At 59.7% G+C, this 12,248-nt stretch carries 10 protein-coding genes and 1 pseudogene; 5 read left to right on the top strand and 6 right to left on the bottom strand.

Going from position 1 to position 12,248, the window contains the following annotated elements; genetic code table 11:
- Positions 1–312 precede the first annotated feature (312 nt).
- From FHR23_RS16245 to FHR23_RS16230, 4 genes are read right to left on the bottom strand one after another with little or no spacing between them, the layout of a single operon-like run.
- Complete coding sequence (locus tag FHR23_RS16245) at positions 313–2,268, bottom strand: hypothetical protein (protein WP_184006103.1); 1,956 nt, start codon at positions 2,266–2,268, stop codon at positions 313–315.
- Between the two features lie 13 nt (positions 2,269–2,281).
- Entirely contained in the window at positions 2,282–3,043 is a 762-nt protein-coding gene (locus FHR23_RS16240; RefSeq protein ID WP_184006101.1) for a hypothetical protein, read from the bottom strand.
- On the bottom strand, positions 3,043–4,008 hold the full coding sequence (locus tag FHR23_RS16235; RefSeq protein WP_184006099.1) for a hypothetical protein: 966 nt from the start codon (positions 4,006–4,008) through the stop codon (positions 3,043–3,045). The genes FHR23_RS16240 and FHR23_RS16235 overlap by 1 nt, the downstream gene beginning before the upstream one ends.
- 35 nt (positions 4,009–4,043) lie before the next feature.
- Positions 4,044–4,760 carry a hypothetical protein gene (locus FHR23_RS16230; protein WP_184006097.1) on the bottom strand — a complete coding sequence of 239 codons (717 nt, stop codon included), beginning with the start codon at positions 4,758–4,760 and terminating at the stop codon, positions 4,044–4,046.
- Positions 4,761–4,871: 111 nt separating this feature from the next.
- Between FHR23_RS16230 and FHR23_RS16225 the strand changes: the two genes are divergently transcribed.
- From FHR23_RS16225 to FHR23_RS16210, 4 genes are all read left to right on the top strand, one after another.
- Positions 4,872–7,580, top strand: a complete 2,709-nt coding sequence (locus tag FHR23_RS16225) for a protein kinase domain-containing protein (protein WP_184006095.1) — start codon at positions 4,872–4,874, stop codon at positions 7,578–7,580.
- A gap of 144 nt (positions 7,581–7,724) precedes the next feature.
- Entirely contained in the window at positions 7,725–7,871 is a 147-nt protein-coding gene (locus tag FHR23_RS16220; protein ID WP_343043217.1) for a helix-turn-helix domain-containing protein, read from the top strand.
- Positions 7,872–8,188: 317 nt separating this feature from the next.
- Positions 8,189–8,440 (top strand): helix-turn-helix domain-containing protein, encoded by a 252-nt coding sequence (locus FHR23_RS16215; RefSeq protein WP_184006090.1) that lies wholly within the window; start codon positions 8,189–8,191, stop codon positions 8,438–8,440.
- Positions 8,441–8,443: 3 nt separating this feature from the next.
- Positions 8,444–9,787 carry a type II toxin-antitoxin system HipA family toxin gene (locus FHR23_RS16210; protein ID WP_184006088.1) on the top strand — a complete coding sequence of 448 codons (1,344 nt, stop codon included), beginning with the start codon at positions 8,444–8,446 and terminating at the stop codon, positions 9,785–9,787.
- 307 nt (positions 9,788–10,094) lie between these two features.
- Here FHR23_RS16210 and FHR23_RS16205 read toward each other — a convergent pair whose 3' ends face one another.
- Together FHR23_RS16205 and FHR23_RS16830 are read right to left on the bottom strand one after the other, a co-directional pair.
- Positions 10,095–10,640 carry a DNA -binding domain-containing protein gene (locus tag FHR23_RS16205; protein ID WP_184006086.1) on the bottom strand — a complete coding sequence of 182 codons (546 nt, stop codon included), beginning with the start codon at positions 10,638–10,640 and terminating at the stop codon, positions 10,095–10,097.
- Between the two features lie 72 nt (positions 10,641–10,712).
- Positions 10,713–10,853, bottom strand: a pseudogene (locus FHR23_RS16830) (transcriptional regulator domain-containing protein); the annotation flags it as partial.
- Positions 10,854–11,570: 717 nt separating this feature from the next.
- On the opposite strand from FHR23_RS16830, the gene FHR23_RS16200 reads away from it, so the two are divergent.
- The coding region (locus tag FHR23_RS16200) for a LuxR family transcriptional regulator (protein WP_184006084.1) at positions 11,571–12,248 on the top strand (678 nt) is incomplete at its 3' end.

The following is a 12,248-nucleotide window of genomic DNA, read 5'->3' as shown; positions in this document are numbered from 1 at the left end:
CTTTCCCCGGCATGATCCGGGGCGCGGGTGGGCGGCGACAAACGCCTGAAAGGACCCGCGCATAGCGGCGGGCCGCACCCGAAGGGCCGCAACGAAGAGAAGGACCGGCGAAAGCCGGTTGCGGCACGCCCGCGCGGGTCCAGCAAGGCGTGCCGCTCACCCGCGAACCGGATCGCTTTATACGTCCCTATCGTACATGCATGCGATGACCGCTGACCTGCCCCTGTCCATAGCTGTCAATGATGCAATGCCCCTGGCTATTGCCAGGGATACGGCCGCCGCCCCTGATGCTTTCTGCGTCGGGGCGGCCGCTTATTTTGCATAACCGAAGGTGCCGCAAATCTCGTTATTGCCTCCGCCAGGATTTATGCCTTTCGGATAAGCGGCAAGCGTAAGCAGCGTGTCCTGCGGACGCGCTCCCTTTTCGACCTGGAGAATGACATAGCCGACGCCGCCATCACAAATTCCCTGCGCGCGCTCAGGTTGATACTGATCGACCACTTTCCACGCCTTCACCGTTGTACCGGTGTTGACGCCAAGCATCGACGCCAGGAATTTGCCGCGAATGGTAACGGGACGAGAGGTGCCCAATTTCAAGGCCTGCCCTTTCTCGAAATGCAGCAGCTTCCCGGTCATCGTCAGGTTTCCCGTAATACCGCGTGCCGTTCTGGAATCGGCTTCAAACCTCAACGGGTGCGGGTCAGAGGAACCGGTTCTCTGCAAGAATTGTTCGAGGTCTCCAAACGCAGGGGATGCCGGTTTTCTATCTCCTTCAAGGCTTTCCACGCGATAGCTGCCTGCCCGAAGATAGGCGGCCCCTTTGGCATCGCGACGCACTTCGCCGATGATGCGATACACCGATGTCATCGAACCGCCGCCATTGATAACAAACTCGACCGTGGCGATATGGCGCGGCGCCACTGGTGAAGTAAGCATTTTTGCCCGGAAATCGTACATCAGAAAGCCGGTTTCCGGATCTTTTTCGCTGAAATCACTCCAGCCGTCTTTACCCTGCATCACCTGTGCGGTCGGGCGACAACCGTTCAGCATCAGATCTTTGGATGCGATGACAACGGGACGGTTATATTCGCCGCCATGACTCGCAAACCAGTTGCCTTGCGCCATGCATTTGGGGTCCAGAACAAGTTGCGGTGCCTCAGCGGAGTTTGCCGGTACCAGAGGTTTCAGGCGCGCATAAACTGCTTCAAACCGTACGAGGATCAGCGCGCCGCCATTCGCGATCTTGATCCCGTCCGGGAGGCTGTCCGCTTCCAGCCCCGAACCACAGTCGATGTCGGCGTCGTACGACGGGTAGGTGTACGGGGTGCCCTGCCCCGTCGTTAACCCGACATCCTTCCAGCTCCCGCCAAAAGAACCGAAATCGCTGTCGGTATTCGCGGCATATTGAAAGCTTCCTATCCGACAGCGACGGTTTTTATAAAGCAATGCGGTCCCGGCCATACGGAGCTGTTTGCCCACCATGGCATGGGCTCGATCATCCGCGTCTTTCGTTATGATTCCCGTCGAGGTAACCGGACCGCTTACCCGCCAGTCGCCCTGCACCAGATGCCGTGCTTTGGCCGCGGTCAGCGGCTCGGCTTTACCCGCAGTTTGCGGGACATCCAGCGCATATAGATACTCGACCGTTGCGTCGGCCCGCTTGCGCTCCGATCCCGATTTGAACTTGAACTGGACGATCATCCCGCTGCGGCAGGGCGCACCTTTGGTGAAGGTAGCCGGCAACAGGGGTACTTTCTGTACCGGGATGGATTCTGCCGGAAATGCCATACAACCGGCCGCAGCATTCGCGCCTCGGAAGGCCAGGACATCGGCATTGGCCTGCTTGTAGTAAAAAGCGCTTGCCGGTCGGCCAAAGGCTTGCAGAAATGGAAGAGTGGCCTGCTGAATTGCGGGCTTTTCCGTAGTTCCATACAGTTTCACGCGGCGCACGACTGCGACCTTTTGGGTCGTACCGTGTTTCAGCGAAACCACATCCACATGATCGATCTTCCGGCCATTGCGCCGAAGGATATAGGTTTCGATAATCCGGTCCGGCGCATTGCCCGATGGCGTAGCGGATATGCGTTCGAACCCATGGCTTTCGAGGATTTGCCGCGCCGCGTCCGCGCCGATGCCGGTCGATACGCCACGAATGTTCAGCGCTGGGCGGGATTCGGCTGAATCCTGCGCGGCGCGGGCAACCGTTACCTGCCCCGGCAGGGACAGCATCATGCAGGAAAGCGCCATCGCCAACCGGGAACAGAACATGGTCTTTCTCCCTTTATGAAATGCTGACGCTATACGGCTGAACGCCATTGCGATCCGAAACGATGTCATATCCGGTCACCCGCCCCTGAATCACACCACCATGGTCGCTGGGACGCGCGGAAAGCACTTTGATCCGGATCACCGCCGTCGCGCCGTTGAGTCCGTAATTGGCGGTCAGCGCCATTGCCCGGTCACGGGGGATTTTCCAGAGATTTGCCTTATCCGCATTGACAAGGCGCACCTGCACATAATCTCCGCCCTCGCTGAACGTGAAATAACGATCGGGGCGGATAGCCCCTACCGGCAAGCCCCCTCTGGCATCGTCATAGGATCCGATATTGGCGCTTGTCCGAATGGTGAAACAGCGAACGTCCTTCACCGCATCCCATTGCGCCTGCACCTTGGCCTTGGCTCGTTTCCACGCCTCTTCCTGAGATACGCCGCCATTGTCATAGGGTACTGCGCGTTCCGCCCATTTTTCGAGCGGCGGAGTGAGCCCGGCAACGGCATAGTAGATCCGCACGATATCGCCGTCGTCGAGATCGGAGCGATACTGCGAACATTGCGGTTCCGCCGGCTTGCCGTCGTTCTGCTGGCCAGCCATAGCGCCGGCCGGGACCGGAGCACTCTTCCCGTCACCAGTCGCTGTGCCGCCTTCAGCCTCCGAACCATTGGCGGCAGCATCGCTCAGGGCTGCGTTTCCCGGCTGCACCCCATTATGGCAAGCGGCCAGCAGCAAGATTGCGGGCAGTGCCGCTGCTTGGATTTTCCACATCAGAAAGTTCCCCCTGTAGCGTTACTTGCCTGTTGCGAGGCCTGGCTGGCGAGTGTCGCATCGCGCTCTGCCTCGAAGTGGTTTTGTTCGTAGTCGTACAATGCAGCCGGATCGGCAGCCGCCACATTGACTGATTGCGCGAGCATCGGATTTTGCGCGGGAGTCAGCGAGGCGGTGATAACCAGCCCGCATTCAGGATCGAATGACAGGCTTTGCTGCGAAGCCGAAAGATAGCGGCTGCAGCGATGGAGCAGGTCGCGATTAAATTCCGGTATCGGCTGGCCGTTGGGCAGATGCAACCAATAGGCTCGACCGTTGCTGTCGGTATAATTCGGCTCGCCATATTTCTTTTTCAGCGCGGCCGCCTGGCTTGCAACAGTAGGCTGGCTTCCCTTCGCAAAGGGCTGTTCGAGCCATATGCCGTACAGCTTTTCCTTGCCCGGCATGCCATCCATCAGGAAATGCCAGATGGCATCGGTATGGGCCAGCTTCTTGGACGGATCCTGCTCAAAATCACCGTTGAACCGGGTGCGATACCAATAGTCGGGCAAGGTCCCCGTCGCGACGGTCGCCATGGTCCTGATCTTCAGGCCGCCGCTATTATGATTAAAACTCTCATCGCCTTCGGCATAGACACTATCGAGCACCTTTCCGTCCTTGCACTGGGCAAAGCGGATCGCGGTGTTTCCGCTGACGCCAAGACGCAGGCCGCGAACATCATCGACCGGTGCGTCGGCGGGACGTTGGGGAATCGGGAATGTTGCCGGGCAGGTAATGTCGATTTTCTTGCCCCAGTTATCCATCGCACCCGACGGCTTTTCATCTTTACCCAGATCGCGCGGTGTTGGTGCGGAGGCAACGTTTCCGGTCGCGTCCAGCCCCTTGTTGCCCTTGCCGCAACCCGTCAGTACCAATGCCATTACAAGCGGGGTCACGATCAGCCTCGCGTTGGTTTCCTGTCGCATCGAAACAATTCCTTTTTTGAAAAGCGGCGCTGCGATCAGCGGTCTGCCAGAGGGTTTTTGACGATGCCGAATGCAGCAGCGAACAGGGCCAGGCCGGCAAGTACGAGCAGCCAGCTGCCAATACCTACGGAGACGGCATTGCCGATGGCGGCCCCCATCGGCCCCATCATCGAAAGCAAAGCCGAACGGAAAGCGAACGCCAGCAACGCCGCGATCAATGCGCTGGCCGCGCACGCAATCATGGGTAATCGCGTCGATTTTCCCGCTGCTGCCGCCCAGATCAGCCAGATGGCCGTCAATGGTGCCGCAAAACGCAGGAACATCAGCGACTGGATGGCGCCCACACTATTGTCAGAGCGATTGTTGAGCAGCATCGATATGCCCGACAGATCGGGCATATTGCCGAGCCCGAAAGTCGACATGCTGGACATTGGCGAACTGATCGCCGGCAAAAACATCGCGAACAGCACGATCACCGCCAGTGGCGTAGCAAGCGACTGCGTGAACAGCCGGACGATCTTTTCCGAATTCGGACCTTTAAGGGTTTCGGCGGAGATACCGCCGATGGATGCGTTCAGGGAGTAGACCTCAATTGCACAATCCTCGTTGCGGTCGAAATCGACCGAAGCGCCGACAGCGGGACGACGGTCGCTGCGCCAGTCCTTTTCGGTGAAGCGATAGCGATGTCCGTCTTCGCCGGTGATGACGCCGCTGTGTGCGTCAGCATCATATCCGAGTATCTTTCCTTTCATGATGTAAACTCCCGTCTGCAGAAAATACCGACGGAAGTAGGCAGGAAAAACCGGCCCGTGTCTTGAAGCTGATCTTAAGAAGTTCTAAAACTCGCGGAATCGGGGGGCTATATGACCGATGATACGTACGCACGTCGTCGACGACGTCTTTGGCGATTCAGTTCGGTAGAACTGGACGAAGCAAGCTGGATTCTACGGGTAAACGGGATTTCGGTTTCAATTGAAACCAAACCGCTGGCAGTATTGCATGAATTATTGCTTCGTTCAGGTGAAGTAATCACCAAGGACGAATTGCTCGACAGCGTCTGGGCAGGATATATGGTCGTCGAAGGCTCTCTTGCGACGGCAGTGTCCAAGCTGCGCAAGGTGATCGGAGATCGATCCGGAACGATCATCGAAACGGTACCCCGCATCGGATACCGTCTGACGGCCCCGGTCGAAGTGGACGGGATCGATACGCCGCTCGCACCGCGTTTCGAATTCGAGCAGGGTGACCGGGTACCTGGTCGCAGGCAATGGATTCTCGCAGCGCCGCTCGGAGACAGCGGCGCTGCGGACGTCTGGAAGGCATGCCATGAAAAAACCGGCGAGCTTCGCGTTTTCAAATTTGCCGAGACGCCCGACACGCTGCGTGCGCTGAAACGCGAGGCAGCATTGTCCCGCCTGCTGACAGCCTCGGAGGGAGATGCGGCTCCCATCGTCCGGCTGTTCGAATGGAACTTCGAACACGCACCCTATTTTCTTGAACTTGCATGGGGGGGTGAGGATCTTTTGCACTGGTCGCCAGACGAGGGCGACGAACGGCAACAGCGGATTGCGCTCGCCATCAGGATCTGCCGCGCGGTCCAGGCCATGCATGGCGTCGGTATCCTGCACAAAGATCTTAAACCTGCCAATATTCTCATCGCAGTAGAAGGCGGCGACCAGCGCGTGAAGCTCGTCGATTTCGGCAGTGGCCGCCTGATGGACAGCGCGTTGCTGAACGCGTTCAACGTAACCGATCCCGGTTCACTCGACGCCGCAGAAGATAGTTCCGACCGCTCCGCAACTTTTGCCTATCGCGCGCCGGAACTGATCGGCGACACGCCGCCGACGGTCGCGAGCGATATATACGCGTTAGGCCTGATTGTGTTTCAGCTTGTCGTGGGCGACTGGACACGCACCCTTTCGCCGGGCTGGGAAAACCTGATCGATGATCCGATATTGCGGGATGACATAGCCTGTGCGGCAGCAGGAAATCCCGCTGAGCGATTGCAGGGTGCAGGCGTGCTGGCAGACCGGCTTTCCTCGCTGGAGCAACGACGCGAGGCGGCCATTGAAGCGGCAAGCACCGCTGCACGAGCGCGTGAATTGGCCCGCGTCGAAGAAAGGCGCCGCGCGCGCCGCCCCTGGATACGTGCTGCTGTGGCTGCGCTGGGCATAGGCATCGTTTCGAGCACTGCCTTTGGCGTTTACGCAGAGGACCAGCGAAGCCGTGCAGTCGCCGCGCGGCAGGTGGCGGAAGCCAGCTACAACTTCCTTGCTGAAGATGTGCTGGCTCAGCCGGACCCTACCAAATCCGCGGCCAACGAGTCGGTGGTCGAGGCCGTCAAGCGTTCGGCAGGCGCCATCGATCGCCGTTTTAGCGGCCAGCCGGGAATCGCCGCGCGGCTGTATGTCGCCATGGGGCGGGCATTTCAGAAACGGGGCGAAATAAACACCGCGTCGCAGGCGTATGACCATGCGGACCGGCTCTTTCGTGCCGCCGGAGAAGCCGATAGCGACGACGCGATCATCGAGCGGCTAGACAAGGCGCAATTGCAGGCAGTGTCGGGCGACCTTGCGGGGATGAAAGCGGCGCAGGCTTCTGTCGAACGCGAAGCGCAAGCCCTCGGTGCACGCGGTGAACGTGACAAACTCGGCTTTTTGCTGGCAACGACACGCGGCACCCTTGCGTATCTCGCAAATCCGGCAAAATCCGAACAAGCGTTTCGTAGTGCGTTGTCGATCGCGCGTCGCTACCCTGACGCCGCTTCGGTTCCGGCCCAGCTCAAGGTCGAAACATCCCTGGCACTGAGCATGATGCGGCAAGGACGCGTGACGGAAGCCGAACCGTTGATGCGCCGTGTTGTGGCTAAGTCCTCGGCACTGCTGGGCACGACGCACGCCGATACACTGGTTGCTCGGTTGAACCTGCTGCAGACACAGAACCTTCTTGGACGGTCGGCTATGGTTGTAGCTGGTGCGTCACGGTTATTGCCGCTGTTCAACGAGCGGTTCGGGCCCGACCATCGGTCCACGCTGGCGTTGCATTCCATGCGCTATGACGGACTTGCAGCACTCGGGCGGTATCGCGAAGCCGCGGACGATGCAAAACAGGTATGGAAGGGCGCAAGCCGGATGGCAGGCGCGAACACACATCAGGCCCTGGTCGGTGAAACGGACTATGCCTCTGCGCTGTGTCAGGCCGGTTCCGCCTCAACCGGGGCACCGATCGCGCAGGATGCTTTGACGCGCGCGCGGAAGGCATTTGCTGAGTCCTATCCTCTGACTCATGCAATCGCCTATTACACCGCGGTCTGTCTGCTGGATATCGGCCGGTATCGGGAAGCGCAGCTTTTGCTCAACGGCGTTGATCGTGCGAAGGTCGCGTCGATCGTCGGGGATGCCCATTGGGGGGGGCAGGTTGATGCCGCCCTTGCCCGCATAGAAATGGCCAAGGGCAACCGGAAAGCGGCGGGCGAGCTGCTGCAATCGGCCAGTCAATCGATGCAGAACGACAACGATCCGGAACTTCGCAATGCTGTAGAACAACTGAACCGTCAGTTCGGCACTTCCTGAGCCTCCTACCTCAATAATTGGGTGAACCATGCCGGATTTGCCGAAAGTCATCGATCGTCGATCACTCAGCTATCTGTCCTCTGCGTCCGCCACCAGACAGCCATCACGCCATCACGAATTGCGCGCGGGCAGATTGCGGGGCGCGTGTCTCCTGTCCTGACCCGACGGCAGCGCGATTGCCTGATATGGGCAGCGCGGGGCAAAGGCGACTGGGAAATCAGCCGCATTCTCGGCGTCAGCGAGGAAACCGTCGCAAAGCATTTCAGGGCTGCATGCGAACGCTATGGCTGAACAAGCGAACATTGCTGGACCCGGACATTGTTCGATGGAACGATCACTCTCGGGGAGATTTTCGAGCGCCGCCATACCCCTTTTCCGGTATAGCGCTAAGAGCAAGCCACCGCCGATCCTGATCCTCCATAATCAGGGAGGTTCGCCCTTCATGAAAGCCGATTGATAGAGCTTTCACTGGAAAGAGGCTGACAACGGATATGCCCTGACGGGTATAAGTGCTATTTATGCCCTCTAAGGCATATGTCCATTTTATTCCTTCCAGGGTATATTGCTAAAATATTCCTTATAGGGTATAGCCCTGTAAGGAGGTGGCAATGGCACACATGGTACGTTCCCCAAAACAGCTCGGGGCGCTCATTCAGGAAGAGCGCGTCCGCCGCAACCTGTCGCAACAGGCGCTCGCCGATCTGACGGGCACAGGACAGAAGACCATCTCGCGTATCGAAAACGGTAAAGAGGGCACCAAGCTGGAGACAATCTTTGGATTGCTCGCCGCTCTCGATCTGGAAATGCGACTTGCGACGCGCCGCAAAGACGCCGGCACGTCAATCGGCGATATTTTTTAGATCATGGCACGTCGAAAAACCCATTCCCCACTGAAAGTCCTCATCAACAACCGACCGGTGGGACGGCTGGAGAAGGAACCGAGCGGAGCGGTCAGTTTCCGGTATGAGTCGAGCTGGCTTGATTGGGAGCATCGCTTCGCGATCTCCCTTTCGCTGCCCCTCGGAGAGACCGCCTATCGCGGCGCACCGGTGGTGGCCGTTTTCGAAAATCTGCTCCCGGACAACGCCAATATCCGGCGCACGGTGGCCGAGCGCACAGGCGCGCAAGGCACTGACGCCTACAGCCTGCTGGAGCAGATTGGCCGGGATTGTGTCGGAGCCCTTCAGTTCCTACCCGAGGATTCGCCAGTCGATGCTGACTTCCGCGTGCGGGGAGAGCCGGTCAGCGACGAAGAGATTGCCTCTATTCTCTCCAACCTGGCGCGCGCGCCACTCGGGATCGATCCCGAGCATGAGTTTCGCATCTCGGTCGCAGGAGCCCAGGAGAAAACGGCGCTGCTTTTCTTGGAAGGGCAATGGATGCGGCCTCTCGGCACGACTCCGACAACCCACATTCTCAAACCTCAGATTGGCGCAATTCCGACAGCCTCAGGGGTGATCGACATGGCGGCCAGTGTCGATAACGAGCATTATTGTCTGAAGGTGATGGAAGCGCTCGGCCTGCGCGTCGCCAGGACCGAAATCCAGACATTCGGGGAAAAGCGGGTTCTGGTGGTCGAACGCTTTGACCGGGAATGGACGAAGGACGGTCGCCTGTTGCGCCTGCCGCAAGAAGATTTCTGCCAGGCGCTGGGTGTTCCGCCTACACGCAAATATCAGGCAGCCGTTGAGGGGCATCTCAATGGTCCGGGCATTGTGGACATCGTTTCACTTCTGCGCGGCAGCGATGCGCCGCTTGCCGATCAGGCGGCATTCTTTGCAAGCCAGATTGGATTCTGGCTGATCGGCGCGACCGATGGGCATGCCAAAAATTTCAGCATCTTCCTCAGGCCGGGCGGCGGTTTTCGCCAGACGCCCGTTTATGATGTTCTTTCAGCCCAGCCTGCGTTCGATGACCGGCAAATTCCGCATAACAAATACAAACTGGCCATGTCAGTCGGGAGAAGCCGGAAATACCGCATCTTCGATATCGCCGGACGGCATTTCGTCGAAACCGGCAAGGAGGCTGGCCTCGGCCCGACGCTCATCCGACAGGTCATTACCGGCATTTTGGATAAGGCACCCGCTGCCGCACAGCGTGCGCTGGAGGCCATGCCTGCCGATTTCGCGGGCCAGGTCCATGAAAGTGTCTCGGCTGCTGTAAGCGCGCGCCTCCCCCTACTGGAGAAGGCGCTTGAGGGGTTCTGAGCCCAGCTCTCATGCGGGTTTACGAATATAATGAGTAGCCCCTGGAGTTCTGCCTGCAGTTTCCACCGCCTATGAATATGCTGCTTGCGCAACCCGTCTCGGCTTACCTTTCCACCCGCGAGGCTTTGCCGGGGTGCAGCCAGCGCAGAACCCTGTCCCCGACACCCTGTGACTACAGCCGAATTGGTGCTCGTAACCAGCGCGCTTCAGGGACGCGGCAACGGCGTTGAGATGCTCCGAAGCGTTCGCGCATGCGGGAAAGCCGCAAGCAAACGACGCTGCACGTTCTGATCCGCAGCCAAGCTGATCACGGATAGCGACCGTTCAGCCATTCTGCCGGATCATGCCTGACCGCGTCGCGCGCCGCCGCCACCAGCCGCTGCACCCGGCGCCGATAGGCCGGAGCTTCCACCCGCCAGCGCGCAAGATCGCCCAGATTGTAAAGGTGCATCGCGATGTCACGCTGAGAGGCGCCAGCCGACAGGGCATCATAGACGCGCAGGACCAGTGCCCAGCGGACAGCGCGTCGTTCGGCAGGAAAGCGCGTGGCGGCAAGCCGGCCCGACCGGGCCAGCAGGATCAGACGCTCCAGCGTCTGGACCTTTGGTTGTGCGCTTGCCAGCCCGCCGATATCGTAGCGAAGATACACAGGACCGGCGCAGAGCGTACCTTCGACAAGGTCCAGCCTGATCTGCCGAAATCCATCGGAAAACTGCCAATGTTCGTCTCCGGCGGTATCGATATGGCATTGTGTGAGGCCGGTAAAATGGTTCACGTCGAACGTTTCGGCTGTCTGGCCGGACGTGGATGCAACTACCGGCAGAACAAAGCGATCAACGGCACTGGTCCACATCGGCCGCGCCCGGGGAACGGGCCGATCCGGGGATTCGAACCGCAATAGTCCGAACGCAGTTGCATCGATCGATGTACGCTGCGCGCGCGTCCAGGCGTCCCGATAGGAATCCTGGCGCCGAAGCCATTCCCATGCAAAGGCATGGCGATTACAGCAGGACAATGCGGCATAGTCTTGCGAACATCGCCAGTCTGCGGCGATCGATGGTCCCACACCGCATATTCCGCGCGACTAGCTCCCGCTCGATCGAGTGCGCGCCGCTTCATGCCGGGAATCAAAGGGCAGGATGCCATTCGTCGAACCGCAGCGGCGGAGCCTGTAAAGCAGCGCCTGGCGCCCGGCACCGGCCATCGCTGCGATCTCGCGCGAAACGTCCCGAGGCGACGGGTGCCTATTCGCAGGCGCCTTGGAATATCGACGGGCTGAATATACCGTATTGTCCGGACAGACGCGGCCCGAGGCCCATGCGATGCCGGCGCCCCGAAATCGCGGAAAGATACGATTTTCGCATTCCACGCCAGGTCCACCGGCCAGGCTATTCGGATACGGGCCGGAACGCGAAAAGCCGTGAACGACAGCAACCATTTTTCTGCCCCCTTACGATATCTTCTTCAGGCAAAGCGTTCGGTCCGCCCGGCCTCTGCAAAGAGCCATCGGCCACCGGCAAGACACCGGATCGCCCGGTCATGTTTCCTCTCTTCCGGTTCAGCGCACGATGGTGCCCCGGTGCGAATGCCTGCAGTCGGACACATCGCCTGGACACAGCCGGTTTCGCGAAAGCCCCGATTGATGATACAATTCCGCCGTTACGCGAGTCATCGTCGCGCGGCAGCAGCGTGAGGAACTGCTGACCGGTCGACACCAAGGGGAAAGGGCGACCGCGGGGATCCCAGCGGCTTGAGGCGCTGCCCGCGGTGGACGTTGCCGGGCATGGACAGCCTGTTGCTGACGATGGAGCTTATTCGCTCCCTTGAAGAGGTCGACACGATCGACGCCATGGCCATCGTGATGGCACAGGTGGCCGCAAGACTCGGTTTCAGACATTTCGCGCTGACGCACCATGTCGATCTGGCGGCGGCATCGGCCAGTGCAATCCATATCCACAATTATCCGCAGGACTGGGCGGAATATTACCACGCAAGAGCGCTTGGCGTGCGCGACCCGGTACATCGGGCCAGCCAGACTACCAATCTCGGTTTTTACTGGTCGCGGCTGTCCGCGATGATTCCCCTGACGCGCGAGGACCATGCTATTCTTGCCGAAGGGAAAAAGCGCGGTATCGGCGACGGTATCACCATCCCGGCGCACATCCCCGGCGAAGCCCATGGATCGTGCTCCTTTGCCAATCCGCCGGGCCGACCGATGCCGGACAGGCTGTTGCTGCCCGTGATTCAGACAATCGCCGGCGCCGCTTTCGCGCGTGCCAGGCAACTGAGAATTGCGCGCGGACAGATTGCGGGGCGCGTGTCTCCTGTCCTGACCCGACGGCAGCGCGATTGCCTGATATGGGCAGCGCGGGGCAAAGGCGACTGGGAAATCAGCCGCATTCTCGGCGTCAGCGAGGAAACCGTCGCAAAGCATTTCAGGGCTGCATGCGAACGCTATGGC

The sequence above is a fragment of the Stakelama sediminis genome (assembly GCF_014199335.1).
GTDB classification, from domain to species: Bacteria; Pseudomonadota; Alphaproteobacteria; order Sphingomonadales; family Sphingomonadaceae; genus Sphingomonas; species Sphingomonas sediminis.
This window is presented reverse-complemented; position numbering and strand designations above follow the sequence as displayed.

Excerpts from the sequence above, each read along its gene's own strand:
- FHR23_RS16245 (WP_184006103.1), bottom strand. The coding sequence starts at position 2,268 with ATGTTCTGTTCCCGGTTGGCGATGGCGCTTTCCTGCATGATGCTGTCC.
- FHR23_RS16240 (WP_184006101.1), bottom strand. The coding sequence starts at position 3,043 with ATGTGGAAAATCCAAGCAGCGGCACTGCCCGCAATCTTGCTGCTGGCC.
- FHR23_RS16235 (WP_184006099.1), bottom strand. The coding sequence starts at position 4,008 with ATGCGACAGGAAACCAACGCGAGGCTGATCGTGACCCCGCTTGTAATG.
- FHR23_RS16230 (WP_184006097.1), bottom strand. The coding sequence starts at position 4,760 with ATGAAAGGAAAGATACTCGGATATGATGCTGACGCACACAGCGGCGTC.
- FHR23_RS16225 (WP_184006095.1), top strand. The coding sequence starts at position 4,872 with ATGACCGATGATACGTACGCACGTCGTCGACGACGTCTTTGGCGATTC.
- FHR23_RS16215 (WP_184006090.1), top strand. The coding sequence starts at position 8,189 with ATGGCACACATGGTACGTTCCCCAAAACAGCTCGGGGCGCTCATTCAG.
- FHR23_RS16210 (WP_184006088.1), top strand. The coding sequence starts at position 8,444 with ATGGCACGTCGAAAAACCCATTCCCCACTGAAAGTCCTCATCAACAAC.
- FHR23_RS16205 (WP_184006086.1), bottom strand. The coding sequence starts at position 10,640 with ATGTGGACCAGTGCCGTTGATCGCTTTGTTCTGCCGGTAGTTGCATCC.